At 33.8% G+C, this 26747-nt stretch carries 23 protein-coding genes and 1 riboswitch; of the genes, 20 read left to right on the forward strand and 3 right to left on the reverse strand.

The features are described from left to right. Window positions 1-796: spondin domain-containing protein (locus F0000_RS14530; protein WP_149625452.1), on the reverse strand; the 796-nt coding region annotated here is incomplete at its 3' end. Between the two features lie 449 nt (window positions 797-1245). Here F0000_RS14530 and F0000_RS14535 point away from each other — a divergent pair. The 11 genes from F0000_RS14535 to F0000_RS14585 all read left to right on the forward strand — a co-directional run bounded on the left by F0000_RS14535 (window position 1246) and on the right by F0000_RS14585 (window position 15198). Further along, window positions 1246-1566: a 2Fe-2S iron-sulfur cluster-binding protein gene (locus F0000_RS14535; RefSeq protein ID WP_149625453.1), complete on the forward strand. Its 321-nt coding sequence runs from the start codon at window positions 1246-1248 to the stop codon at window positions 1564-1566. Between the two features lie 818 nt (window positions 1567-2384). Further along, complete coding sequence (locus F0000_RS14540) at window positions 2385-3893, forward strand: M12 family metallopeptidase (RefSeq protein ID WP_149625454.1); 1509 nt, start codon at window positions 2385-2387, stop codon at window positions 3891-3893. 150 nt (window positions 3894-4043) lie between these two features. Beyond that, window positions 4044-4150, forward strand: a riboswitch (SAM riboswitch). A gap of 189 nt (window positions 4151-4339) precedes the next feature. Beyond that, window positions 4340-5344: a homocysteine S-methyltransferase family protein gene (locus tag F0000_RS14545; protein WP_149625455.1), complete on the forward strand. Its 1005-nt coding sequence runs from the start codon at window positions 4340-4342 to the stop codon at window positions 5342-5344. Window positions 5345-5353: 9 nt separating this feature from the next. After that, the gene (locus tag F0000_RS14550; RefSeq protein WP_149625456.1) at window positions 5354-5707 is read left to right on the forward strand and encodes a four helix bundle protein; all 354 of its coding nucleotides are present in this window, start codon (window positions 5354-5356) and stop codon (window positions 5705-5707) included. A 6-nt stretch (window positions 5708-5713) separates the two neighbouring features. Next, entirely contained in the window at window positions 5714-8833 is a 3120-nt protein-coding gene (locus tag F0000_RS14555; RefSeq protein ID WP_255452758.1) for a vitamin B12 dependent-methionine synthase activation domain-containing protein, read from the forward strand. Between the two features lie 9 nt (window positions 8834-8842). After that, window positions 8843-9313 carry a DinB family protein gene (locus F0000_RS14560; RefSeq protein ID WP_149625458.1) on the forward strand — a complete coding sequence of 157 codons (471 nt, stop codon included), beginning with the start codon at window positions 8843-8845 and terminating at the stop codon, window positions 9311-9313. A gap of 208 nt (window positions 9314-9521) precedes the next feature. After that, complete coding sequence (gene metF, locus F0000_RS14565) at window positions 9522-10475, forward strand: methylenetetrahydrofolate reductase [NAD(P)H] (RefSeq protein ID WP_149625459.1); 954 nt, start codon at window positions 9522-9524, stop codon at window positions 10473-10475. 252 nt (window positions 10476-10727) lie between these two features. Then, window positions 10728-11822: an acyloxyacyl hydrolase gene (locus F0000_RS14570; protein WP_149625460.1), complete on the forward strand. Its 1095-nt coding sequence runs from the start codon at window positions 10728-10730 to the stop codon at window positions 11820-11822. Beyond that, the gene (locus F0000_RS14575; RefSeq protein WP_255452757.1) at window positions 11819-12568 is read left to right on the forward strand and encodes a head GIN domain-containing protein; all 750 of its coding nucleotides are present in this window, start codon (window positions 11819-11821) and stop codon (window positions 12566-12568) included. Before F0000_RS14570 ends, F0000_RS14575 begins: the two co-directional genes overlap by 4 nt. Window positions 12569-12875: 307 nt before the next feature. Further along, window positions 12876-14801: a PAS domain-containing protein gene (locus F0000_RS14580; protein ID WP_149625461.1), complete on the forward strand. Its 1926-nt coding sequence runs from the start codon at window positions 12876-12878 to the stop codon at window positions 14799-14801. Further along, complete coding sequence (locus tag F0000_RS14585) at window positions 14788-15198, forward strand: response regulator (RefSeq protein WP_149625462.1); 411 nt, start codon at window positions 14788-14790, stop codon at window positions 15196-15198. Before F0000_RS14580 ends, F0000_RS14585 begins: the two co-directional genes overlap by 14 nt. 7 nt (window positions 15199-15205) lie before the next feature. Here F0000_RS14585 and gldA read toward each other — a convergent pair whose 3' ends face one another. Then, complete coding sequence (gldA, locus tag F0000_RS14590; protein WP_149625463.1) at window positions 15206-16099, reverse strand: gliding motility-associated ABC transporter ATP-binding subunit GldA; 894 nt, start codon at window positions 16097-16099, stop codon at window positions 15206-15208. Window positions 16100-16418: 319 nt separating this feature from the next. Here gldA and F0000_RS14595 point away from each other — a divergent pair, with 319 nt between their 5' ends. Next, window positions 16419-17732, forward strand: a complete 1314-nt coding sequence (locus F0000_RS14595; RefSeq protein WP_149625464.1) for a glycoside hydrolase family 1 protein — start codon at window positions 16419-16421, stop codon at window positions 17730-17732. Here the strand turns inward: F0000_RS14595 and F0000_RS14600 are convergent. Further along, window positions 17715-18176, reverse strand: a complete 462-nt coding sequence (locus F0000_RS14600; RefSeq protein WP_149625465.1) for an Lrp/AsnC family transcriptional regulator — start codon at window positions 18174-18176, stop codon at window positions 17715-17717. The genes F0000_RS14595 and F0000_RS14600 overlap by 18 nt on opposite strands. Window positions 18177-18362: 186 nt before the next feature. On the opposite strand from F0000_RS14600, the gene F0000_RS14605 reads away from it, so the two are divergent. The 8 genes from F0000_RS14605 (at window position 18363) to dtd (ending at window position 26741) form a co-directional block, all read left to right on the forward strand. Beyond that, the gene (locus F0000_RS14605; protein WP_149625466.1) at window positions 18363-19343 is read left to right on the forward strand and encodes an NAD-dependent epimerase/dehydratase family protein; all 981 of its coding nucleotides are present in this window, start codon (window positions 18363-18365) and stop codon (window positions 19341-19343) included. 221 nt (window positions 19344-19564) lie between these two features. Further along, entirely contained in the window at window positions 19565-20752 is a 1188-nt protein-coding gene (gene kbl / locus F0000_RS14610; RefSeq protein WP_149625467.1) for a glycine C-acetyltransferase, read from the forward strand. 460 nt (window positions 20753-21212) lie between these two features. Further along, the gene (locus F0000_RS14615) at window positions 21213-22043 is read left to right on the forward strand and encodes a prephenate dehydratase (RefSeq protein WP_149625468.1); all 831 of its coding nucleotides are present in this window, start codon (window positions 21213-21215) and stop codon (window positions 22041-22043) included. After that, window positions 22040-23227: a pyridoxal phosphate-dependent aminotransferase gene (locus F0000_RS14620; RefSeq protein WP_149625469.1), complete on the forward strand. Its 1188-nt coding sequence runs from the start codon at window positions 22040-22042 to the stop codon at window positions 23225-23227. Before F0000_RS14615 ends, F0000_RS14620 begins: the two co-directional genes overlap by 4 nt. A gap of 23 nt (window positions 23228-23250) precedes the next feature. Further along, the gene (locus F0000_RS14625; protein WP_149625470.1) at window positions 23251-24099 is read left to right on the forward strand and encodes a prephenate dehydrogenase; all 849 of its coding nucleotides are present in this window, start codon (window positions 23251-23253) and stop codon (window positions 24097-24099) included. 43 nt (window positions 24100-24142) lie between these two features. Beyond that, on the forward strand, window positions 24143-25225 hold the full coding sequence (locus F0000_RS14630; protein WP_149625471.1) for a bifunctional 3-deoxy-7-phosphoheptulonate synthase/chorismate mutase type II: 1083 nt from the start codon (window positions 24143-24145) through the stop codon (window positions 25223-25225). 52 nt (window positions 25226-25277) lie between these two features. Further along, a complete protein-coding gene (gene rsgA, locus F0000_RS14635) occupies window positions 25278-26231 on the forward strand; it encodes a ribosome small subunit-dependent GTPase A (RefSeq protein WP_149625472.1) in 954 nt (317 codons plus the stop codon). A gap of 57 nt (window positions 26232-26288) precedes the next feature. After that, window positions 26289-26741: a D-aminoacyl-tRNA deacylase gene (gene dtd / locus F0000_RS14640; RefSeq protein ID WP_149625473.1), complete on the forward strand. Its 453-nt coding sequence runs from the start codon at window positions 26289-26291 to the stop codon at window positions 26739-26741. The last annotated feature ends 6 nt before the right edge of the window (window positions 26742-26747 follow it).

The raw sequence follows: 26747 nt of genomic DNA on the forward strand, positions 1-26747 counted from the left end.
CTAGTATATTTCCCTGATCATCTGTAACCACCCATTGTGAGTTTTCACCGATATTTCCATCCAGTGTAACACCAGATACATTATCAGCAATTCCGTCGCCTACTGTGAAGGTAAAAGGTCCACCTGTAATAGTTCCTCCATCTACTGGTTCGGGAGTATCAGTACGTGTAAAAACTATAGTGCCTATTTTCTGATTATTAAAAGTATACATTCCTCGTATACTGGATATAGGTTCTTTGGGATTCGTAGGAGGGTTATTTAAAGAATAGCCTGTTCCTTCTTCTGTTCCAGCATCATATGGAAAAATATCCATAGTAAGGTTCTGAATCCACTCATTATTAGTACCTAATAATGATATACTGTTTACAGCCGCTATCCAATCTGGACTAGGGGCAATCATCGATATTAAGGAAATGAGTGGATGGTTTGTATCTACAGATACATCCTTAATCGTTATTGTTCTAAGTGAGCCATTAAAAAAAAGGTTGGGGCCTTTGATGTATTGGCTTGCATTTCCAGCGCTTATTGCTCTGTTTACTTCATTAGAAAAAGTTCTGTCAGCCCCCGTTTCTGCTACCTCTTCGACTCCAGGCGTTGCAATCCCACCAAGTTCAAAAAAGGTAATATTACTGTTGTGTGTAGCACCCACTAATTCAGTAAAATGAGCACTGGAACCCGGTAGTGGGCCATGGGCCTCCCAATTACTGGTAAAAACAATATCATAAGTCGCTGTGGACTGTCCATAGACTGAGACTCCAGCAATGAACAAGAAAATTTGAAAAATACATTTTTTCATTGTCAATTAAGTTTAGTTAGTCAATATTAATAATATAATTAGTCGATGTGATTTTAGTGTAATTACTAATAAAAAGGTTAATTATTTAATAAAATATGTTAATTAATAGTAAAATTTTAGAGATAATGAAATTTTGATTGTCTATGTTTTCTAAAAAAAATGACAAATCAATGTAGGGTCAGGGTAAAATGTAAATGAACTCATCTTGACTGTGAATTGAGTCAAAAAGAACATTTTTATAACGAATTGAAAAAAAGGTTAAACCATTTCAATGATAAAAAAAGTAAAAAAACTTATTTCTTTCACGAATGGATGCGAAAGTAAATGTATATTATAGTATGGAAATGAATTGGAACAGTTTACCGTTTTTAAGTCATTAAATATGAATAAAAAATAATAGAATTACCTCTGTCTTTGACTATATTTGCACACAAAAAAGTAAACATATTATGTCTGATATTACTATAAAAATAAAAGATAGAGAAGGTGTTGTTCACGAAATACAGGCGCCAACTGACATGGCTATGAATTTAATGGAAGTTTGTAAAGCATACGAATTACCTGTAGAAGGTACCTGTGGTGGTATGGCAATGTGTGCTTCTTGTCAGTGTTATATATTATCAGATCATCAGTTGGTAGAAATGAGTCAGGATGAAGATTTAATGCTTGCCGAAGCTTTTTATGTAGAAGACAATAGTAGATTAGGATGTCAGATACCGATAACTCCCGAGTTGGATGGTCTGGAGATTGAGTTAGCGCCAGAATCATAATATCAATTATTATTTTAAGATTACTTATTGGTCAAATTCTTTTCCTGTTGCTTATCAAAAAGTTTGAGAATTATGATGGACCTTCATAAGGTAGAATTCTAATACATTCTAGCTATGTAAGTATACTCTTCTTTTTTTAGTCGATACTCGAGATTTAAATGCTCTGAGGCTCACCTCAAAATCAAAATATTTTTTTCTAGCAAATGCTTCTTAGAATTGCTTTGAGCTAGTTTCTTCGAATCTCTATATTTTGATATTCCCAATTAGAATTGTTTTTGATAGCCTCAATGTCTAGTATTAAATCACCGTAAGCTGAATTAAAAAGAAATGATTTTAGTATGTAATTTCATTTGGGAATTGAATTGTGTTAATATCAACTAGACCTATTGTAAGCAGTACAGAATTGCTTATGTGTGGTACACCGCTTTCTGTAATCTGCGAAAATTATATGGCAGTATTTCTCCTAAACTCTGTTGAACTGTTCTATTCTGTTTTGTGATTTACAGTATATTTTCTATTGCTTCTGGTTCTAAAAATATAGAACATACCTAACTATTATCAAATGTAAATGACCTGAAAATAGTTTCAGTGTCTATTTTATACTAAAGGTAAACATTTTTTTTAGGGGATTTCACTCTTTTATTAAGGTTGGTTCAACCCTTGAATTATGGGTTGTATGCTTGGCTAAGATGTTGTGCGATCCATGTACTTTTGAAAAGTTTTGATTTCCGGAGGATCAAAGAGAATAAGAATTTTTATGAGCTCGTCATAAATTCTTATTAATAGCTAATTGATAGAAAAACTTAAAACTTAAAAAAATGAAAAATAACATATTTAGATTTAAATTTTGGATTCCGCTTTACTTTATATGCAATATTGTATTATTTACAAGTTGCGAGCAAGATTTTGAGACTATTCAGGAAGAAAGTGAAATACTCGAAACGCTGTCTCAGGAAAAACATATACAAGAAATTGCCTTTCCTGATAAAACAGGAGAAATTGTTGATATTACTTACGATAATCAAAATTTGAAAGCAGAAAAAGTAAATAACCTCTATGTATATGAAGGAGATATTATTATTACAGAGGAAGATCTGAAAAGCTTTGAGAAAAGCACCGGGAGAACAAGCAGATATTGGCCTAATTGTACTGTTTATTATTCAATAGAGAGTAGTTTGCCTAATAAGCAGCGTGTATACGATGCTATTGCACATTGGGAAAAATATAGCAATTTCAAATTTATAAAGAGAACAAATCAAGTGGCTTATATAAATTTTAAAGTAGGCACTGGCTGTTCTTCTCAGGTTGGAAGAACAGGAGGAAAACAAAATATTAATTTGGCAGGAGGCTGTTCTACAGGTAATACTATTCATGAAATAGGGCACGCAATAGGGCTATGGCACGAACAAAGTAGAAAAGATCGGGACGATTATGTCACTATTAAATGGGGAAATATTCAGTCTGGAAAGTCGCATAATTTTCAGACATATGTACAGCGTGGAGAAGATGGGGATGAGTACTCTCCTTATTTGGATTTCGGGAGTATTATGATGTATGGACCTACAGCATTTTCTAAGAATGGTCTTCCGACAATTACAAAAAAAGATGGGAGTAGTTATTCTGTGCAAAGAAATGGGCTTTCATATTGGGACAAACAGGGTATTAAAAAAATGTATAAAAAAATATGCGGAACTATCGAGAATATGTCCGGATATTATAAAGCAAATGATGGAGGTCACTATTATGTCAGACATATAGGTACTAATATATATTGGTTTGGAGAACACCCTTCTGGTACCTGGGCGAATGTATTCAAAGGAAAGCTTGATGGCAATATCATAAACGGACAATTCTATGATGTGCCAAAAGGAAAGATAAAAGGATACGGATCATTAAAATTATCTGTGAATTCTACGGGTACAAAAATTACGAAAATTACAGGAAGTAATTTTGGAGGATCTGTTTGGACAAAAATGACAAAACCGTCAAGTTTACCTCCAACGAGACCAGCAGGGTTTGGAACCAGAAATAATATAAATGATCTTACTGCCAGGTGGTATGGTAATGATGGAGGCTACTATTATATGAGACAATTAGGGAATACCGTAGTTTGGTTTGGAGAGCGGCATTTTACCTCTGGTCGTCCTTCCTGGTCTAATGTAGCAGTAGGAACACGTACAGGGAATGCAATTTGGCTTAGTTGGGCAGATGTGCCTAAGGGTTATGCCGGTAATTCTGGAGTGTTAGGCTTAAAAGTAAGTAGCTCAAATAAAATAACCAGAACGTATTCTTCCGGAAGTTTTGGAGGATCAAGCTGGACGAGATAGCTGGTCTGCTACTAATATAAATATTGATAACCTTCAGGGATTTTTAAATCTCTGAAGGTTTTTTTAGTTTTTCTTGCAAAACAAAAGAGGATGTCTTTAATTTGTACCTAGAAAAACGGATAATACCGTTTAGTTCCTATATTTATTAAAATGTTATCAAGAAAGGAGGAGGGAATAGACCCTATGATACCTTAGCAACCCTTTATCTGTTAAAGAAGGTGCTACATTCTATTCGTATTGTGCGGAATAGATAACAATGATTCATAGCTTTTGCTATATCTCCATTTACTTTTCTTGATATTGTTCCTTGTTTAGAAGGAAAAAAAAGTATTGTTTCAGAATTAACTATGACACTCAGTTTATTGAAGTGTTTTATTACTAATAAGAAACCAAAATAGATGTAACGTCCAGTATTGATTGGATCTATGTCCATAATTGATCTTTATATGAAAGACATAAGAAAAATATTAGAAGAAAGGATTCTTGTACTAGATGGAGCCATGGGTACCATGCTACAACGTCATAAATTTACAGAAGAAGATTTTAGAGGAGAGCGTTTTAAGGATTGGTCAGTTTCTGTTCAGGGGAATAATGATCTTCTAAGTATTACTCAACCCGAAGCTATTAAAGAAGTGCATCGATTGTATTTTGAGGCTGGAGCGGATATTGTAGAAACCAATACGTTTTCAGGGACGACGATTGCTATGGCAGATTATGAAATGGAAGAGCTGGTATATGAATTGAATTTTCAGTCGGCTAAGATTGCAAAAGAAGTTGCTGATGAATTTACTGCAAAAGAACCAAATAAACCTCGTTTTGTTGCAGGATCAATAGGTCCCACTAATAGAACTGCGAGCATGTCTCCAGATGTAAACGATCCAGGATTTAGAGCAGTAACTTTTGATGAATTAAGAATTGCATATAAACAACAGGTTGAAGCATTGATTGATGGAGGTTCTGATATATTATTGGTAGAAACTATTTTTGATACTTTAAATGCTAAAGCAGCACTCTTTGCCATAGAAGAGGTTAAGGATGAAAGAAGTATTGAAATTCCTGTCATGGTTAGCGGAACAATTACAGATGCCAGCGGTCGTACATTATCTGGTCAGACTGCAGAAGCATTTTTAATATCGGTTTCACATATTCCTATGCTTTCTATTGGGTTTAATTGTGCATTGGGAGCAAATCAATTAACTCCACATTTAGAAGTTTTGGCTCAGAAAGCAAATTTTTGTGTTTCGGCACATCCTAATGCAGGATTACCTAATGCATTTGGTGAGTATGATGAGTCTCCCGAACAAATGGCAACCCAGATTAAAGAATATATGGATAAAAGTCTGGTAAATATTATAGGAGGATGTTGTGGAACCACACCAGAACATATAAAAGCTATTGCTGAGCTAGCGGCGGATTATAAACCTCGTACGTTAGCAGTTGAAAGTTTTTAGGTAAAGGTTATGGAATATGTAGCATTAGAGGTTTGGAAAGAATCTGGAATATTGGTCAATAATTTTTATGAAATAGCTAAAGAATTTCATAAGGATAAATTGCACGGATTAATAAGTCAGATAAGAAGAAGTGCGGTTTCAATTCCATTAGACATTGTAGAAAGATGTGGAAGAAGAACTTCTGAGGATATGATTATGTTTTTGCCCGTTTCACAAGATTCTTTTTACAAATTAAAAATTCAGTTATATCTGGTTTTAGATCAGGATTATTTTAATTTAAAAGTACGTCAGAATCTTTTAGACCAAATTTTAAAATGTAAAAAAAGATTAAATGGGTCTGTTAATGATTATAAGAATTTATAAAATATGATGGAGAATAGTTCAAGCAATCTATCAATAGAAAGCGCTCAGCAATCAACCAGGAAATACCTAAAACTTTCGGGTCTGGAACCTATGATTGTTTCTGCCGAAACCAACTTTATTAATGTTGGAGAACGAACCAATGTAGCAGGATCACGTAAGTTTTTACGTTTAGTTAAAGAAGAAAGGTTTGACGAAGCACTGGATGTTGCCAGGCATCAGGTAGAAGGAGGAGCACAGGTTATCGATATTAATATGGATGATGGTCTGATTGATGGTAAAGAAGCGATGGTGAGATTTCTTAATCTTATTATGGCAGAACCTGATATTGCCAGAGTGCCTATTATGATAGATAGCTCCAAGTGGGATATTATCGAAGCAGGTTTGCAGGTGGTTCAGGGAAAATGTGTTGTGAACTCCATTAGTCTTAAAGAAGGTGAAGAAGAATTTATTGCACATGCAAAAAAGATAAAGAAATATGGAGCGGCAGTTATTATCATGGCTTTTGATGAAGTCGGTCAAGCAGATAATTATGAACGCCGTATAGAGATTTCAAAAAGATCCTATGATATTCTGGTAGACCAAATTAATTTTCCTCCAGAAGATATCATCTTTGACCTCAATATATTTCCGGTTGCTACCGGGATGGAAGAACATCGAAAAAATGCAATTGATTTTATAGAAGCAACCCGTTGGGTAAGAGAAAATCTCCCACATTGCAGTGTAAGTGGAGGCGTGAGTAATGTTTCTTTTTCGTTCAGAGGGAATAACCCGGTTAGGGAGGCAATGCATTCGGTATTTTTATATCACGCTATAAAAGCAGGAATGAATATGGGAATTGTAAACCCGGCGATGTTAGAGATTTATGATGATATTCCCAAAGATTTGCTAGTACATGTTGAAGATGTGATTTTGGATCGCAGAGATGATGCTACAGAGCGCTTATTAGATTTTGCAGAAACGGTTGTGGGAACTAGTAAAGAGAAAACTGCTGATCTTTCCTGGAGAGAAGAATCTTTACAAGATAGAATCACCAGGGCTTTGGTTAAAGGTATTGATCAATATATTGTAGAAGATGTAGAAGAAGCTCGACAGCAGGCAGAAAAACCCATTGAAGTCATAGAAGGAAACCTAATGACGGGGATGAATGTAGTTGGGGATTTATTCGGATCCGGCAAAATGTTTTTACCTCAAGTAGTAAAATCTGCAAGAGTCATGAAAAAAGCAGTTGCACATTTACTTCCTTATATCGAAGAAGAGAAGAAAAAGAATGCCCCCCAACCCCCAAAGGGAGAGCAATACTGGAAAACTGCTGATCCGACATTGTATGGATTACTGAAAGAGTATGCAAAAAAAATGCGCAACCAACCTACTGATGCAGAATCTTACCTATGGAAGGCGTTAAGTGGAAAAAAATTAAATGGATATGAATTTGAAAGACAACATATCATTGGCACTTATATTGCTGATTTTATTTGTTTAAAAGAAAACTTGATTGTAGAAGTTGATGGGGCTATTCATCAATTGCCAGAGAACAAGTCAAGTGATAAAGAACGAACTCAATGGTTAGAAAGTGAAGGATATAAGGTGATACGCTTTACTAATGAGGAAGTAATACATGAATTAGATGTTGTTTTAGATAAAATTTTAGAAGAATTAAAAAAAACTCCCCCTTTGGGGATGAAGGGGGCAGGAAAAGTACTCATGGCTACAGTAAAGGGAGATGTACATGATATTGGAAAAAATATTGTTTCTGTGGTGCTGGGATGTAATAACTATGAGATTGTTGATATGGGCGTAATGGTACCTCCAGAAAAAATTATTCAGACCGCCATCGATGAACAAGTAGATATTATTGGATTGAGTGGTTTGATCACACCTTCATTGGACGAAATGGTGTTTTTGGCAAAGGAAATGGAACGTAGAAATTTTAAAGTTCCATTGTTAATTGGAGGCGCCACCACATCCAAAGCACATACAGCCGTAAAGATCGATCCGCAATATCAGAATGCAGTGGTGCATGTTAATGATGCATCAAGAGCCGTTACAGTTGTTGGAGACTTATTAAATAAAAGAAGTAATCAAAAATATGTGGGCGATCTTAAAGAAGATTATGAAAAATTCAGGGTAGGTTTTCTTAAAAGAACAAAAAAGAAAGAATACTTGAGTATTAAAGAAGCCCGCAAGAATAAATATACGATTGATTGGACTTCTTCCCAGGTAACAAAACCTAATAGATTAGGGATTGAGGTTATTGAAGATCAGGAGCTAAGAAAACTTGAGTCATTTATCGATTGGACTCCATTTTTTAGATCCTGGGATTTACACGGTAAATATCCAGCTATTTTAACCGATGATATTGTAGGAGAGCAAGCTACCTCTTTATTTAATGACGCTCAGAAATTGTTGCAGAAAGTATTAGATGAAAAATTATTAGGAGCTAAGGCAATTTATGGATTGTTTGAGGCTAATACTATTAGTGATGACGATATTGAAGTTACTTCAGAGGACACTATAATTACCTTTAGGACACTACGCCAGCAGCTTAAAAAACATGCAGGTAAACCTAATTTTGCATTATCGGATTTTATAGCGCCAAAAGAATCAGGTATACAAGATTATATAGGGTGTTTTTGTGTAACTACAGGATTCGGAACCAAAGAACTGGCTGAAGCATTTGAAAAAGATTTGGATGATTATAATTCAATTATGATCAAAGCGCTGGCGGATCGTTTGGCAGAGGCTTTTGCAGAGTATTTGCATAAAAAAGTACGGATGGATGATTGGGGATATGCAGCTGGAGAAGAATTGACGAATCAAGAATTAATCAAAGAGTCGTATAAGGGAATTCGTCCAGCTCCAGGATATCCAGCGTGTCCGGATCATCTGGAAAAAATAGCGATATGGGAATTACTTCGAGTAAAAGAAAAGATAGGAGTAGAGCTTACAGAAAGTCTTGCTATGTGGCCGGCAGCATCTGTTTCTGGTTATTATTTTGGAAACTCTGAGGCGCGGTATTTTGGATTGGGAAAAATAAAAGAAGATCAGGTAAAAGATTTTGCAAACAGAAAGAATGTAGGTTTTGAGTATGCTAAAAAATGGCTGAACCCTAACATACTTGATCAATAGACTTATAATATGGATATCGAGGATAGCATAACGCAATTAGAAGAAGTTTTTGAAGGGTTCCCTTGGTATGGACCACCTATCTTAAAATCTTTAAAAACAATTCCTGTTTTATTTTGGGATCAAAAAATGGATGATGATTCTCATTCTATTACAGAATTAGTATATCATATGATCGATTGGAGAATATTTGTAATTGAAAAAATCAAAGGGAACGAATTGTTTAGTATAGAAATGAATTCAGAAAACGATTGGAGAAAAAAGGTTTTTATTGCTACCGAGGTTGATAAAGAAGAAATTCTTAAGGAATTGACCAGAACACAAAATTTGTTAATAGAATTGTTAATGACAAAGCCTGATTCCTGGATGAATGAATTGGTAGATGGTAAAGATTATAAAAATAGTTATATGGTATTGGGATCTATTCAGCATGATATTTATCATACAGGTCAGATCAATTTAATATATAGTCGATTGCAATAATGTAATAAAGGGTATATTCTTTATGAAAAGATAAATATGTGTGCTAGCAGGCAAATCTATCCAAATAAAAGAGTATAAAGCGAAATGGTGATTCTATTCTAAATTTTTTTATGCAAAATATTGATAACTTATTGTATAAGATTGAATTGATAAATTACTGAAAAACTAAATAACGAAAATCAACAAAAATATAACAAATAGAGAGTAGATGAAAGTTACAGATCACATAAAAAATGCTAAGGGTAAAACATTATTTTCATTTGAATTGATACCACCACAAAAAGGAAGAAGTATACAAGAATTATATGATAATATAGACCCGTTGATGGAGTTTAAGCCTCCTTTTATTGATGTAACTACATCTCGGGAAGAATTTATCTATATTGATCGGGACGGATTACTGGATAAAAAACTAACGCGCATGCGCCCAGGTACTTTGGGTATTTGTGCATCGATCACGCATAAGTATAGTGTAGATACAATCCCTCACGTGTTATGCGGTGGTTTTACCAAAGAAGAAACAGAGTATTTATTGGTGGATTGTCACTATTTAGGAATTGATAATGTCATGGCATTACGAGGAGATGCGATGAAAGAAGAAAAATATTTCATTCCTACACAAGGAGGGCATTGTTATGCCAGTGAATTAGTAAAGCAAATATCCAATATGAATAAAGGTCAGTTTCTTCATGAAGTGATTGAAACCGATAATAAATCTAATTTCTGTGTGGGAGTAGCAGCATATCCAGAAAAACATATGGAAGCTCCTTCTATGGATTCTGATATCAGAAGATTAAAAGCTAAAGTAGACTCCGGAGCTGATTACGTAGTAACTCAGATGTTTTTTGATAATAAAAGGTATTTTGCTTTTGTGGAGAAAGCAAGAGCCGCAGGAATTGAAGTTCCGATTATACCGGGGATCAAACCTGTTGCCGTAAAAAGACACCTGCAATTATTGCCTCAGGTATTTAAATTAGATATGCCTGATGACTTGGTGCAAGCAGTAGAAAACTGTAAAAATAATAAAGAGGTGCGACAAGTTGGAATTGAATTTTCAATTCAGCAATCCAAGGAATTAATGGATTACGGAGTTCCTGTATTACACTATTATTCTATGGGGAAATCAGATAATATTAAAAAAATTGCCTCAGCAATTTTCTAGCTTTTTTATATTGAACTCATCTTGAGTATTGCTTTGACCTGCAAAATTTACATTTTGCACGCTGATTTTGTTGTTTTTTTTTAACCGTAGTTATGATTATGCTAAAAAAAACTAAATAGGTATAAAAGCCAAACTTTTCGGCTGAAAACCACTACTCAAGATGAGTTCATTCTGAAAAAAGCTTTTTTCGAATTTATTCTAGTTTTATTTAGATCAAATTTGTTATTTAATCCAATTTGCTAAATTTGCCGAATGATAAAACGAATATGTTTCGTACTCATACTTTTTGGTTCTATTTTATATGCTCAGGAACATAAAAAGTATTATAGTTTTGATGTTAATAATTTTTATGGAACTGTTTTAAAACACAATCCTGATATATCACATTTAATTACAGGGCATCCGTCTGGAGTACTTCTATCCATAAACCGAAAAACTTTTGGAGACAAAGAATGGCAGCGGTTATATAATTCCCCTGATTATGGAGTGTCTTTTATATATCAAGATTTGGATAACGAATTTTTAGGGGAAAATCTAGGGATATTTGCTCACTATAACTTCTATTTCTTAAAACGTTCCTTAATGCTAAGATTAGGGCAAGGGATTTCGTATGCTACTAATCCTTATGATGAAGATGATAATTTTAGGAATATAGCATATGGCTCTCATTTATTGAGCGCTACTATGGTATATCTGAATTATAAAAAAGAGAACTTAATTGGTGGATTAGGTCTTCAAACCGGATTAGGGATTATTCATTATTCTAATGCTAATTTTAAAGCACCCAATAAGAGTACGAATACTTTTGTTTTTAATATAGGTGTTAATTATCGTTTAGAGACAGAATTGCCTGAATATGTGAGAAAAGAAAAAGGAGAAGTTAGCGGTGGAGAACCAATTGGTTTTGGATTTGCTGTTAGAGGAGGAATTAATGAAAGTGATGTGGTAGGCTCTGGACAATTACCCTTTTATACTATAGCTGCATTTGCAGATAAACGCATTAACAAAAAAAGTTCAGTGCAATTAGGTACAGAGTTGTTCTTTTCTGAGGCCCTCAAAAGATTTATAGATTTCAGAGCTACGGGAAGGTTTGATGATGGTATAACCGGGGATGAAGATTCAAAACGAGCAGGGATATTTTTAGGGCATGAATTAAGAATCAATAAAATATCCATACTAACACAATTGGGGTATTACGTTTATTACCCTTTTGATTTTGAAGGACAGATGTATAATCGTATGGGTACGCAATATTACTTTAGTAAAAATATTTTTGGCTCTATTACAGTAAGATCACATGCAGCAAAAGCTGAAGCCGTAGAGTTTTCAATTGGATATAGATTATGATGAAAAGGTTTGTGTATATCGTAAGTTTGTTTTTGATCTTTGGTTGTGATGCAGAGAATGCACCAGATTGTTTTCAGAGAACCGGTACTATTATAAGAGTCCCTCTTCAGGTTACTGATTTTAAAAGAATTTTGGTCAACCCTAATATAGAATTAATTATCAAGGAAGGTGATAATACTACAGTTTTATTAGAAACCGGCGATAATTTGTTAGAAGAAATATCAGCCACTGTAGAAGGAGATCAATTGATATTGAATAATACCAATGATTGTAATTTTGTTAGGAGTTTTAATCAAACAAAGATTTTTATCACTGCTCCTGATATTACAGAAATACGAAGTGCCAGTCAATTTGATATTTCTTCTGATGGAATATTGACATATCCTTCATTAAAATTGTTGTCAGAAGATTTTAATGAAAATACGGGCACAACAACAGGTACTTTTAATTTAGAAATACGCAATGAGCATATTTCAGTAGTTTCAAATAATATCGCTTCGTTTTTTATAAGAGGAAGTACAGCCTCATTAAATGTTACTTTTGCTTCTGGGATAGGAAGATTCGAAGGAGCAGAATTAGAAGTGCAGAATGTTACTATATTTCACAGGGGAACCAATAAAATTATTGTCAATCCGCAAGAATCAATAAAAGGATCTATACGAAGTACCGGAGATATAATTGCTGTAAATAGACCACCTATTGTCGAAGTCGAGGAATTCTTTATTGGGAGATTAATATTTCAATAATAGAATGTCTTTAAAAATATACTTCGAATTATACGATTTGTGATTAAAAAATTCGTATAAATTCATTGAATTATTTTTTCTTAATGCAAGGCAAAAAAATCAAGCATAGCTATAGCTACGGTTTATTTTTTAAACGAAGTAGAAAGGAAAAAGAAACGATGAATATGCGAAATTTTTAGTTATAAATCGTATTAATGCCATAGGATTATTGAGGTTTTTTAGTATTGCTGTTTGGCGGATTATCCTTACATTGAAGTAAATTCCTACTTGTGCTATTCTCTCTTTGTATAAATTAACGGTTGAAGTAATGAAGCTTAAAAAAAATGTAGATGTTAATCTGATTTTGGATGATAGTGATCACTATTTGAAGGAAGAATTATATGACCTTATCAAACAAGATAGCTCAATTTTTGAATTCTTGCAAGAAGCATCTTTTGATGGTCTTTGGTTTTGGGATTTGGATAACCCGGAGAATGAATGGATGAATCCTAAGTTTTGGACTACACTAGGTTATGATCCGGATAAGATGCCACATAAGGCTTCAGCTTGGCAGGATATTATATTTAAAGAAGATTTAAAACAGGTGTATGCTAATTTTGCTAAACATTCTGAAAACCCTTCATATCCGTATGATCAAATCGTTAGGTATCATCATAAGTTAGGTCATACTGTCTGGATTCGATGTCGAGGAATTATATTGCGTGATGAGCTGGGTACACCAAGAAAAATGCTGGGAGCTCATATGGATATTACAAAAATTAAGATCGCAGAAAAAGAGCTTCACAAACAGATCAACTATTTTGAACATATTATTAGTGGCACAGATTTAGGCACCTGGCAGTGGAATATACAAACTGGAGAAGCAATCTTTAATGAGCGATGGGCAGAGATTATTGGATACTCGCTTTCAGAGCTAGAACCAATTTCTATTGAAACCTGGATGAAATATTCGCACCCTGATGATCTTGAGAAATCTAACAAGCTATTACAAAAACATTTTTCAGGAGAAATAGCTGTCTATGATTGTGAAGCGCGCATGAAACATAAAAATGGAGAATGGGTTTGGGTATTAGATAAGGGTAAAGTAGTAAGTTGGGATCACGAAGGAAAACCACTATGGATGGTTGGATCACATCAGGAAATAACTAAGAATAAAAAAGATTTCGAAAGAAATAAACTTTTTATAGAACAAACCCCTAGTGCCATTGCAATGTTTGATAATGACATGAGATATGAAGCGGCATCGCAGAAATGGTTTGAGGTTTGCGGTATTAACGATACAGAAGTTGTAGGGAAATCGCACTATGAAATCCTTGCGGGAATAAGTAAAAAATGGAGATCCAATTGTCAAAAATGTTTGAAAGGAGAACATATTGAGAATTATGAAGAACGTATTAAAGGAAAAGATGGAAATGTACAATGGCTATCCTGGGAATTACGGCCTTGGTTTTATGAAGAAAATAAAATAGGTGGTCTGATAATTCACGTTTCTGATATAACCAACATTAAGAAAGAAAAAGAACTGAAATCCTTATTAAAAGTTACTGAAGATCAAAATAAGAGACTGAAAAACTTTGCACATATTGTTTCGCATAACCTGAAATCTCATTCTGGAAATTTCGAAATGTTATTAGATTTATATATCCAGGAAAATCCAGAAATTGAAGATGACGAAATGATACAATTGTTTAAAACAGCATCCCAGAACCTTTCAGATACCATTTCACACCTAAACGAAGTTGTATTAATTAATACTTCGCTCGATAAAAATTTGGTTTCAATGAACTTAAGACAAGTTATTGATGAGGTTACAAGAAGTGTATCTGCAATTACGTTGGAATCAGAAGTCATCATTAATAATAGAGTAGATGAGGAGGTTAACGTTTTAGCTATCCCTGCTTATTTAGATAGTATCATACTTAATTTTATTACCAACGGGATTAAATATAGATCAGAAGAAAGAAATAGCTTTATAACTCTTAGTGCAACAAAGAATAGTAATTATGTTATACTGTGTATAGAGGATAATGGTTTAGGAATTGACCTTGTAAAACATCAGTCTAAATTGTTTGGGATGTATAAAACGTTTCACCCTAATATTAAGAATTCCAGAGGCATTGGATTGTTTATTACTAAAAATCAGGTAGAAGCCATAGGAGGTAAGATAGAGACTCAAAGTGTTGTAAATCAAGGAACAATGTTTAAAATTCATATGAAGTATGAAAAGAATTGATATCGCTTATGTTATAGATGATGATCCTATTTTCGTTTTTGGGATAAAAAAAGTCATGAAATTGATCGATTTTTGTGATAGAATCATGATTTTTAAAAACGGACAGGAAGCACTTCATAATCTAAAAGCAATTATTTCAGAAGAAAAAGAGCTGCCAGATGTAATTTTATTGGATCTAAATATGCCTGTATTGGATGGGTGGCAGTTTCTGGAAGAATTTATTAAAATCAACATTCCTTGCAATAGAAACGTAATTATTTATGTTGTTTCCTCATCTGTTGACCCAGAAGATGTATTAAGAGCTAAGTCGTACGAAGGAGTTAGTGATTATATTGTTAAACCGATATCAGTTGAAAAATTAAAAGAAGTTCTGAATGATTTTGAAAATGCTTTTTAGCTTTAAATTAGTTAGTCAATTCTCTAAATAAACTTTCTAAATCTTTATTCTTTCTGGAAAGTTGTAATGTTTTCAACTCATTATCATGGGCAAAATCAAAAACTGCGGGGCGCATATCTGTAAGAGTTTTAAACGTAAGTAAGTACGTGAAACCATGAATGTTTTTTACCTCTTTTATATCAGGAAGTTTTAGTAAAAAAGCTTCTTCTACCCGGTAATCAAACTCCACTTCAATAACCTGATCCGTTTGATCGATTATTTCGTTTAAATTTTTATCTGCTACAATTTCGCCCTTATTAATAATGATAACCCGATCGCACATGGCTTCTACTTCTTGCATAATATGTGTAGAGAGAAAAACAGTCTTTTCTTTGCCGACAGATTTGATAAGTTCTCGTATTTCTACCAATTGGTTAGGATCTAATCCAGTAGTAGGCTCATCAAGAATTAATACGGCAGGATCATGTAGCAAAGCACAAGCCAGACCTACTCGTTGTCGGTATCCTTTTGATAACTGACTGATTTTTTTATTCGCGTGAGAATTAATACCCGTTAATTCAATGACATCTTCTATTCTTTTTTTTGAAATTTTGTATATCTGTGCATTGAATGAGAGATATTCTCTTACATACATTTCCAGATAAAGAGGATTATGTTCAGGAAGATAGCCTACACTTTTTTGAACAGCCGTTGATTGAGTTTTTATATCAGAATTATGAACAGAAGCGCTCCCATCAGTCGGTTCTAAATAGGTAGTCAATATTTTCATCATGGTAGATTTTCCAGCACCATTAGGTCCTAAAAACCCAACGATCTCTCCTTGTTTTATTTCAAAAGAAACATTATGTAATGCTTTTTGATCCTGATAAACCTTAGAAATATTTGAAACTGAAATTGACATATACTAATATTATAAATCTACTTAGATCCAAAAGTACATAAATCCATAATTATTGCCTCGGATACGAGGAAAAAATGCAAAAAGAATCATAATAGTATGGTAACATTAACTTAAAGACAATAGTTTATTGATTCAGTATATTTATAAAGTAAACATTTATAGTATGTTATATAAATATCTTAAAAAGAATATTGCTGTTTTTCTGTACAAAATTCATTGCTTATTACAGCGAGTCGTTTTTTTACTTTTGTTCCCTTTCTTGAAAAGAGGAATGTTTAAACACTAGAATTTATTGTTGTTTTAGAGTGTAAGAGTGGTAATGGATGATTTTGAGAATTTTACCTGGGGTGTTACCATAGCAGCAGCTCAAACTGAAGGAGCGTATCTGGCAGATGGAAAAGGAATGTCTATTTGGGATACATTTACACAGAAATCCAGAAGGATCAAAGATCGATCTAATAATCAAATAGCTACAGATTTTTATCATAGATATAAAGAAGATATTGACTTGGCAGTTGATATTGGATTAAAAATTTTTCGTTTCTCCATTTCCTGGTCTAGGATTCTCCCTGATGGTTCAGGAAAGATAAATCAAAGAGGAATAGCATTTTATAATAATGTGATTGACTATTGCCTTAAAGCAGGGATTGAACCATGGATAACAACCTATCACTGGGATCTTCCTCAGCGATTACAGGACAAAGGAGGTTGGAAAAACCGAGAAATACTTCTTGATTATGAAAACTATGTCGCGATTCTTCGAGATCATTTTGCTGATAAAGTAAAAAACTGGATACTTATAAATGAAGCAATTGTTTGTATCGGAGCTGGTTATTTTTTAGGAATTCATGCGCCTGGAAAAAGAGGAATTAGAAATTTTAGCGCTAGTATTCATCATATGCTGTTGGCACAAGCCATGGGGTTTAAGGTTCTGAAAGAAAAAGAAAACCTCAATGTGGGTACAGCTGTTAGTTGTACTAAAATAGAACCTTTTACTAACAATTTTTCTGATAAAAAAGCAGCGGATAGAATTGATGCGCTGATGAATAGAGTTTGTATAGAACCCTACCTGGGTTTAGGATATCCTGAAAAAGAGCTGCCTTTATCAAAAAGAATCAAAAAGTTTGTACAAGAAGGAGATATGGAAGCGTTGAAAACTGATTTTGACTTTTGGGGGATACAAACATATGCCAGAGAGGTGGTAAAAGGAGCTTGGTATATACCTTATTTGGGAGCGATGTTAGTGAGTCCAAAAAAAAGAGAGGTTCCTGTTTCGATTATGGGTTGGGAAACCTACCCACACGGAACTCAGTATTTTGTAGAACGATTTGCCAGGTATGACCCCAAAAAGCCCTTGTGGCTGTCTGAGTGCGGAATAGCACTATCACAGGAGGAGGATGATCAGGAAAGAATAGCTTACTACAAAGACGTTATCAAAGGAGTTAAAAAAGTATTGCATAAAGGAATCCATCTTAAAGGAATTCTTATTTGGACATTGGTTGATAATTTTGAGTGGGCAGAAGGATATGTTCCAAAATTTGGAATTATTAAAATGGAAGAGAATACGTTAAACAGAAAAATGAAAAAAACAGCAATATGGTTAAAAGAGTATTTGCTAAATATAAAACTCTGAAGAATGTTTGATTTCTTTTAGTACAAAAGTACTGTTCAATATGCCTATGTTTTCAATTTTAGAAAGTTTGGTTTTTATAAAATCGTGATACTCTTCTAAGCTTTTGGTATGAATTTTTAAAATAAAATCTACTTGTCCTGCCATATGGTAACATTCCTGCACTTCTTCCAGGTTTTGAATTTGTTTTTCAAATTTTTCAATAAAAGCTTCATTGTGATACCGCATAGAGACCTGACATATAGTAGTTATAGATCTGTTGATTAGTTTTTTGTCTAAAATTGCTACATACTTTTTAATAAAACCTTGTTTCTCTAATCTTCTAACTCGTTCATACACAGGAGAAGGAGTTATATTGAGAATCTGTGCAATCTCTTTAGCAGTTTTCTTAGAATCTTTTTGTAGAATTCTGAGGATAGTGATATCGGTTTGATCTAATTGTTCCATGAATAAGTGTCAAAAAAATTACTTCAAAATAAACATTTTTATATTAAAAAAAGTAAATATATCTTAAATGAGTATATATTAAAGTGATTATTACTTAATTATTGTAAAAATTCGGATTTAAAATTGGCAATTTATAGATTAGTAAGTAAATAATGCTTTTAAGTGTTAAAATTTTAAGATTGAATTATGGAGACAAAAGTTTTAATAATTGGTGCAAACGGACAATTAGGATCTGTGCTCACCAAAACTTTAAGGAATAAATTTGGAGGTAAAAATGTAATTGCATCTGATCTTATAATGCAAGAAAATTCTGAAGGAATATTTGAGGAGATCGATGCTACTGATATATGTAGAATTCAAGAAGTAGTTGTACAGTATAGCATTACCCAAATTTACCATTTAGCCGCAATTTTATCTGCTAAGGGAGAAGAAAACCCACTATCTACCTGGGAGATAAATATGAAGACTTTATTTAATGTATTGGAAGTGTCTAGAAAAAATAGTATAGATAAAGTATTTTTTCCTAGTTCTATAGCAGTTTATGGAGAAGATGCGCCTTTAGAGAATACCCCAAATGATGCATATCTTAATCCAGCGACTGTTTATGGTATAAGTAAGGCTGCTGGAGAAAACTGGGCATATTATTATTTCATAAAATATGGACTGGATGTTAGATCCATAAGATATCCGGGAGTTATAGGGTATCAATCCCTTCCGGGAGGAGGAACCACGGATTATGCGGTAGATATTTATCATAAAGCGGTATTAGAAGAAGAATTTAGTTGCTTCTTGAATGAAGATACCACGCTTCCCATGATTTTTATGGAGGATGTTATCAGAGCTACCATAGAATTAATGGATACTCCCATAGAGAATATTACTGTAAGAACATCTTATAATGTGTCAGGAATCAGCTTTTCTCCATCAGAAGTAGTTGCCGAAATTCGTAAATTGTATCCTGATTTTAGCGTAAATTATAAGCCGGATTTTAGGCAGGATATAGCAGCCAGATGGCCAAAATCGATTGACGATTCTAGAGCAGCAAAAGATTGGGGATGGAAATCAGAATATACATTAGAAGATATCACCATAATTATGATACATAAGCTGAAGGAACAATATGAATTAAATTCTAAACATCTAGAGACTTTATTGCATAGGAATTGAACTCATCCTGCATAGTGGTTTTCAACCGAAAAGTTTGGCTTTTGTACTATAATGAAATAGTTTTTTTTAGCATAGCCATACGATTAAAAAAAACCAACGAAATTAGCGTGCAAAATGTAAATTTTGTAGGCCAAAGCAGTACTTAAGATGAGTTCATTAAAAAAAGTCTAAATCGCATCGCTAACAAGACAAATAATAAAACTACTAATTAAAAAAATACTATGTTTTCAAATATAAAAGCAGATATAGAAAAAGAACTTAATGAGATTAAATCTGCGGGATTGTATAAGTCCGAAAGGATCATAACCACACCTCAGGGAGCAGAAATTGATACGACTAATACAAAGCAAGTACTAAATTTTTGTGCAAATAACTATTTAGGACTTTCTTCACACCCAGAGGTAATAAAAGCAGGTAAAGATGCTATTGATTCACATGGATATGGATTGTCATCTGTACGTTTTATCTGTGGGACTCAAGATATTCATAAAGAATTAGAAAGAAAAACAGCTGATTTTTTGGGTATGGAAGATTGTATTCTGTATGCTGCAGCGTTTGATGCCAATGGTGGTGTGTTTGAACCGATTCTTACTGCTGAGGATGCGATCATTTCGGATTCCTTAAATCATGCCTCTATTATTGATGGAATTCGTTTGTGCAAAGCAAAACGTTTTAGATACGAGCATAATAATATGGTCGATTTAGAAAAACAACTGGAATCGGCAAAAGATGCGCGAAGAAAACTAATAGTGACAGATGGCTCTTTTTCTATGGATGGTACCATTGCACAATTAGATAAAATTTGTGATTTAGCAGATAAGTATGAAGCATTGGTTATGATAGATGAATGTCATTCTACTGGTTTTCTGGGTAAAACAGGTAGAGGCACTCACGAATATAGAGATGTAATGGGGCGAATAGATATTATTACCGGAACCTATGGTAAAGCCCTGGGCGGAGCTTCTGGAGGGTTTACTGCAGCAAGAAAAGAAATTGTAGCGATGTTACGACAACGCTCCAGACCTTATCTATTTTCTAATACAGTGGCACCATCTATCGTTGGAGCATCCATTAAGGTGTTGGATCTGTTAAGTTCATCTACAGTGTTGAGAGATACATTAGAGGAGAATACCAGATATTTCAGAAAAGAAATGACCGCTGCAGGATTTGATATTGTTTCTGGGGATCATCCCATTGTTCCGGTTATGTTGTATGAAGCAACTCTGGCACAGGAGTTTGCCTCAAAATTATTAGACGAAGGTATTTATGTAATAGGTTTTTTCTATCCTGTAGTACCTCAGGGAAAAGCGAGGATAAGAGTACAGCTTTCTGCAGGACATACACGTGATCACCTGAAAAAAGCAGTGGAAGCTTTTACTAAAGTAGGTAAGGAGTTAAAGGTGATTTAAAACGAAAAATCATTTTTGTTTTTTATGAATACAAGATCTCAAAAGCTATTTAATAAGATAAACTTCCTTAGAAAAATCAATTATTTCTGTAAATAGCTGATAATGTAGGATTCACGAACGTTTGTTAGTGGTTTTAAAAGTAGAAGATTCATATTATACAAGGATATTCGTTTAAAATATTTCAGTAATATGAATTAAAATTTTAATATTTGATGATAATGCTTCTGAATTGTTGAAAAAAAATAAAAATTATTTTGAATAGTAATAGTTTTAGCTACTTTAGCACCGTAATTAATGAAACAATAATGAGCAATTTATTTACTTGGAATCGATTTTATTTTTTCTTCTTTTATTTTAAAAGAAAGAATGGGATCGTTATGTAAATAAGTTAACAAATTTATAAAACTTGAATCCCGATGAAAAATCGGGATTTTTTTTTTGAAATCAAAATTTAAAACGTTTGAGAAAGAAAGTTGCCATACAAGGAATAAAAGGATCATATCACCATGGAGTTGCGCAAGCATACTTTGGTGATGAGATTGATATAGATGAATGCATGTCTTTTCAGGATTTGGTACATAGCTTAGAAAAAGCAAAAAGTACAGATGCTGTAATGGCTATAGAAAACTCTATTGCGGGATCAATCATTCCTAATTATGCTTATATAGATGAGCATAATTTAACAATTAGCGGAGAATATTTCTTGCCGATCCATCATTGTCTGATGGCATTGCATGGGCAAGAACTTTCTGATATAAAAGAAGTGTATTCTCATCCTATGGCATTATTGCAGTGTAAAGAATTCTTTAGAGGATTGCCACATATCAAATTGGTAGAAGATGCTGATACGGCAGATGTAGCCAAGAGGATAGAAAAACAAGGGCTACAAGGAGTAGCAGCCGTAGCTGGGGAAACAGCGGCAAAGATTTATAATTTGAATATACTGGCAAAAGAAATTCAGACTATTAAATCTAATAGTACCCGTTTTTTTATTCTTAATACAAGAGAAGACTCTGGCGTAGACGAAAAAGATATAAATAAAGCATCCTTGAAATTTCTTACAGATCATAAACGAGGAAGTCTGGCGACAGTATTAAACGTAATGAGTGATTGCAGGTTAAATTTAACAAAGATTCAATCCCTGCCAATTATAGAAATGCCATGGAAATATTCTTTCTTTGTAGACGTAACTTTTAATAGCTATAACGATTATCAAAAGGCAATTTCGATATTAAAAATAATGGCTCTTGAGCTTAAAGTTTTAGGAGAATATAAAAATCAAAACGGATGAGTGTTCAGACCGCAAAACGATTAGAAACTGTAGAAGAGTATTACTTTTCCAGGAAGTTACGAGAAGTAAGGGCATTAGCAGCTTCTGGAAAACCAATTCTAAATATGGCTATTGGAAGCCCTGATCTGGATCCGCCCAAAGAAGTAGTGAAGGCAATTCAGGAAGGTGTAATGGTAACTGGAGCTCACAAATATCAGAGTTATCAGGGGATTCCTGAACTCAGACAGTCTATGGTTGATTTTTATGCCTCTAAGTATAAGGTGTCATTGAATCCTGAAAATGAAATCCTTCCTTTGATGGGTTCTAAAGAAGGAATTATGCATATTTCATTAGCATATCTCAATGAAGGTGATGAAGTATTAATACCTAATCCGGGATATCCCACATATACCTCCGTGAGCAGATTGGTAGGTGCAAATCCTGTATACTATGATTTGACTCGTGATAGTAATTGGGAACCAGATTTAGAAAATTTATCTAAAAATGATTTGAGCAAGGTGAAACTCATGTGGATAAATTATCCACATATGCCTACTGGCGCACCAGGAGATACCAATCTTTTTAAAAAATTGATCGCTTTTGCAAAGACTCATGATATTATATTGATTAATGATAACCCATATAGTTTTATACTAAACGATACACCTACAAGTATTTTATCAGTAGAGGGTGCAAAAGAAGTAGCTTTAGAGTTGAATTCTCTAAGTAAAACGTTTAATATGGCAGGATGGAGAGTAGGAATGGTGAGTGGGAGTAAGGACAAGATAGAAGCTATTCTGAAGGTAAAAAGTAATATGGATAGCGGCATGTTTCAGGGGATACAAAAAGGAGCAATAGCAGCACTTACCATAGCTGATAATTGGTATGCAGATATGAATGCTATTTACAAGAGCAGAAGAGGATTAATTTGGGAATTAGCTTCTCTTTTAGGATGTACTTTTGATAAAAATGCAATAGGAATGTTTGTCTGGGCAAAACTACCTGAAGGAATAGATGCAATGGAATTTATTGATGATATTCTCTATCAAGATAGTGTTTTTATTACTCCAGGGAATATATTCGGTAGCAATGGAGAAGGGTATATTCGTTTTTCACTTTGTGTTACACAAGAAAATATAAAAGAAGCACTGAGAAGGTTAAAAAATAGAGGTGTACAATTCGCAAATAATAATAAAGTAAATTAAAAACCATAACGGGTCAAAATAGCATGAAAGTATTTGTAATTGGGGTAGGGTTGATAGGAGGATCATTTGCAATAGATATCAAAGCCGCATTTAATGAAGCAGAAATTTATGGGATCGATAACAGTGAAGATAACCTGGAGAAGGCATTGTCATTAGGAATAATTGATGAAAAATCAACAATTGATGATGTAGACAAGGCAGATGTTATCATCACAGCAATACCCGTGGATGCTACCGTAAAGATTTTGCCGGAGATATTAGAAAAAATAAACGATGAATGCCTGGTATTTGATGTGGGATCTACCAAAGAAAAATTATGTAGTTCTTTGAGTAATCATCCCAACAGGAGAAATTATCTGGCTGCACATCCAATTGCCGGAACCGAGTTTTCTGGTCCTCAGGCAGCAATAGCTAATTTGTATAGAGGAAAGACAAATATTATTTGTGAAGTAGAGAAAACAGCCTTTAAATTGCAAGAAAGAGCCATGGAAATCTTTACCAGATTAGGAATGCGAATTCGATATATGGATCCTGCTTCTCATGATAAGCATATTGCTTATGTATCTCATTTATCACATATCAGTTCTTTTATGTTAGGGAAAACAGTGATAGAAAAAGAAAAAAATGAACGAGACATTTTTGATATGGCGGGTAGTGGATTTGCCTCAACCGTTCGGCTGGCAAAAAGCTCCCCGGCAATGTGGACACCAATTTTTAAACATAATAAAGAAAATGTGATCGAAACTTTAGAAGAATATATAGCCAACTTAATACAATTCAAGGAATTGATAGAAGAGGGTGATTTTTCTAAAATTTATAAAGAAATGGAAGATACAAATCACATAAAAACAATTTTAAAAGGAATTTCATAAACTAATAATTGAAACCAATAACCATAAAAAATAAAACGTAGAAATGGAAAATAAAAAAGAACTAAGAAACTGGTTAGACGAATATAATCTGGATCATCCATTAGTGATAGGAGGTCCTTGCAGTGCAGAAACAGAAGAACAAGTAGTAAAGATTGCTCATCAACTGAAAGACTCTGATGCCACCGTAATGCGTGCCGGAATCTGGAAACCCAGAACCAGGCCTGGTAATTTTGAAGGTGTGGGCGCCTTGGGTCTAAAATGGTTACAGCGTGCTAAAGAAGAGACAGGAATGAAGATCGCTACCGAAGTGGCAAACCCTCATCACGTAGAATTAGCACTAGAACACGGCGTAGATGTATTATGGATCGGAGCAAGAAGTACAGTATCACCGTTTATTGTTCAGGATATTGCTGAGGCTTGTAGAGGAATTGATAATCCTGTTTTGATTAAAAACCCGATCAATCCTGATTTATCCCTTTGGCTGGGAGCAGTAGAACGCTTCTATACTTGTGATGTTAAAAATCTGGGAGTTATCCATAGAGGATTTTCTACCTATGAAAAAACAAAATACCGTAACATTCCAGAATGGCAGATCCCAATTGATCTACAAAATCGTTTTCCTGATCTACCATTGATTTTAGACCCTTCACATATTGCAGGTAGAAGAGATTTGATTTTTGACCTTTCTCAGACTGCATTGGATCTTAATTTTGATGGACTTATTGTAGAGACCCATTATGATCCAGATAATGCCTGGAGTGATGCGAAACAACAAATTACACCCGATACACTAATTCAGATTATGAATGATCTGAAAATTCGTAAAGAATTAGGAGTAGATGAGGCATATCAGAAAACACTAAATGAGTTGCGTGCAAAAATTGATGTTGCAGATAATCAATTGCTTGATATTTTATCTAGAAGAATGAAAATTTCTGATGAAATAGGAAAAGCTAAAGCAAAACAAAATGTAGCAATACTTCAATCTAAACGCTGGAATGAAATTTTAGGAAAAATGATTCTGGAAGGAGAAGAGAAAGGGTTGAGTGAAGAATTTATTTTAAGAATCTATAAAGCAATCCACCAAGAGTCAATCAACCATCAGGAAAAAGTTGCCAAAGCTTAAAAATGAGTAATACTTATTTAGGGATAAGCGATTTATTTGCATCTTTGTGTTTATGACAGGAACTGTATATAAATCTACCGGAAGTTGGTATACCGTAAAAACAGATAATGGTAAGATATACGAGTGTCGTATTAAAGGTAAGTTTAGAATCAAAGGTATAAAAAGTACCAATCCTGTATCTGTAGGAGACAGGGTTGATTTTAAACTAGAAGCTAAGAATGATCAGGAGACAGGCGTCATCGAGAATATTAGGGAACGGCGTAATTACATTATTCGTAAATCCGTAAATTTATCTAAACAAACTCACATCATTGCAGCAAACATTGATGTGGGTTTTTTATTGATCACTCTTAATAATCCAACTACTTTTACAGCATTTATTGATCGTTTTTTAGTAACAGCAGAAGCTTATGAGATAAAAGCTGTGCTTCTTTTTAATAAGATTGATGCTTATAACGAAGATGAGTTACTAGAAATAAAGTATTTGGCAGCACTTTATCGAAAGATTGGATATGAATGTATCGGCATTTCTGCCAAGACCGGTAAGAATATCGATAAAGTAAAAGAACTAATGGAAGGCAATGTAAGTATGTTTTCTGGTCATAGTGGTGTTGGTAAATCTACATTGGTTAATGCAATAGAACCGGGATTATCTCTGAGAACGGCAGAGATTAGTGACCAGCATCAGCAAGGTCAACATACCACAACATTTGCAGAAATGTTTGATCTAAGTTTTGATGCCAAAATTATTGATACCCCAGGAATAAAAGGTTTTGGTATTGTAGATATGGATAAAGAAGAGCTCGGAGATTATTTTCCAGAGTTTTTTCAGTTAAAATCTCAATGTAAATTTAATAACTGCATGCACATTAATGAACCCAAATGTGCCGTTAAGAGCGCATTGGATGCTGAAGAAATTGCCTGGACACGATATAAAAGTTATTTGCAAATTCTAGAAGGAGAAGAAGAACATTATCGTAAAAATAACTACGAAAACGAAAATTAATTATATTTTTTGCGAAATATAGGGTAACAAAAGCATATTTGGTGACACTCATACATAATGAAAGCAGTTATTCAAAGAGTTTCTGAGGCATCAGTTTCTGTAAATGAAAAGAAAATTTCTGAAATTGATCACGGATTATTAATTTTAATTGGTATAGAAAATGAAGATTCTAACGAGGATATCCTATGGTTATCGGGCAAAATAAGTCGTCTTAGAATATTTGGAGATGAAAACAATGTTATGAATAAGAATGTTGTGGATATAGGTGGTGATGTCATTGTTGTAAGTCAATTCACGCTACAGGCGAGTACCAAAAAAGGAAACAGGCCAAGTTATATAAAGGCGGCAAAACCTGATATAGCCATTCCTGTTTATGAAGATTTTATAAAACAATTAGAAATCGATTTAGGAAAAAAGGTAGGAACGGGTGTATTTGGAGCCGATATGAAAGTAACACTGCTTAATGACGGACCTGTAACAATACTTATAGATACCAAAAACAAAGAATAATAACTA

Origin of the sequence: Aquimarina sp. RZ0 (assembly GCF_008370685.1) — a bacterium.
Lineage (GTDB): Bacteria > Bacteroidota > Bacteroidia > Flavobacteriales > Flavobacteriaceae > Aquimarina.

Coding starts and splice junctions, on each gene's coding strand:
- F0000_RS14580 (WP_149625461.1), top strand. CDS start 12,876: ATGAAGCTTAAAAAAAATGTAGATGTTAATCTGATTTTGGATGATAGT.
- F0000_RS14550 (WP_149625456.1), top strand. CDS start 5,354: ATGGAATATGTAGCATTAGAGGTTTGGAAAGAATCTGGAATATTGGTC.
- F0000_RS14570 (WP_149625460.1), top strand. CDS start 10,728: ATGATAAAACGAATATGTTTCGTACTCATACTTTTTGGTTCTATTTTA.
- F0000_RS14560 (WP_149625458.1), top strand. CDS start 8,843: ATGGATATCGAGGATAGCATAACGCAATTAGAAGAAGTTTTTGAAGGG.
- F0000_RS14595 (WP_149625464.1), top strand. CDS start 16,419: ATGGATGATTTTGAGAATTTTACCTGGGGTGTTACCATAGCAGCAGCT.
- gldA (WP_149625463.1), bottom strand. CDS start 16,099: ATGTCAATTTCAGTTTCAAATATTTCTAAGGTTTATCAGGATCAAAAA.
- metF (WP_149625459.1), top strand. CDS start 9,522: ATGAAAGTTACAGATCACATAAAAAATGCTAAGGGTAAAACATTATTT.
- F0000_RS14625 (WP_149625470.1), top strand. CDS start 23,251: ATGAAAGTATTTGTAATTGGGGTAGGGTTGATAGGAGGATCATTTGCA.
- rsgA (WP_149625472.1), top strand. CDS start 25,278: ATGACAGGAACTGTATATAAATCTACCGGAAGTTGGTATACCGTAAAA.
- F0000_RS14555 (WP_255452758.1), top strand. CDS start 5,714: ATGGAGAATAGTTCAAGCAATCTATCAATAGAAAGCGCTCAGCAATCA.
- F0000_RS14605 (WP_149625466.1), top strand. CDS start 18,363: ATGGAGACAAAAGTTTTAATAATTGGTGCAAACGGACAATTAGGATCT.
- F0000_RS14620 (WP_149625469.1), top strand. CDS start 22,040: ATGAGTGTTCAGACCGCAAAACGATTAGAAACTGTAGAAGAGTATTAC.
- F0000_RS14585 (WP_149625462.1), top strand. CDS start 14,788: ATGAAAAGAATTGATATCGCTTATGTTATAGATGATGATCCTATTTTC.
- F0000_RS14540 (WP_149625454.1), top strand. CDS start 2,385: ATGAAAAATAACATATTTAGATTTAAATTTTGGATTCCGCTTTACTTT.
- F0000_RS14535 (WP_149625453.1), top strand. CDS start 1,246: ATGTCTGATATTACTATAAAAATAAAAGATAGAGAAGGTGTTGTTCAC.
- kbl (WP_149625467.1), top strand. CDS start 19,565: ATGTTTTCAAATATAAAAGCAGATATAGAAAAAGAACTTAATGAGATT.
- F0000_RS14600 (WP_149625465.1), bottom strand. CDS start 18,176: ATGGAACAATTAGATCAAACCGATATCACTATCCTCAGAATTCTACAA.
- F0000_RS14630 (WP_149625471.1), top strand. CDS start 24,143: ATGGAAAATAAAAAAGAACTAAGAAACTGGTTAGACGAATATAATCTG.
- dtd (WP_149625473.1), top strand. CDS start 26,289: ATGAAAGCAGTTATTCAAAGAGTTTCTGAGGCATCAGTTTCTGTAAAT.
- F0000_RS14545 (WP_149625455.1), top strand. CDS start 4,340: ATGAAAGACATAAGAAAAATATTAGAAGAAAGGATTCTTGTACTAGAT.
- F0000_RS14575 (WP_255452757.1), top strand. CDS start 11,819: ATGATGAAAAGGTTTGTGTATATCGTAAGTTTGTTTTTGATCTTTGGT.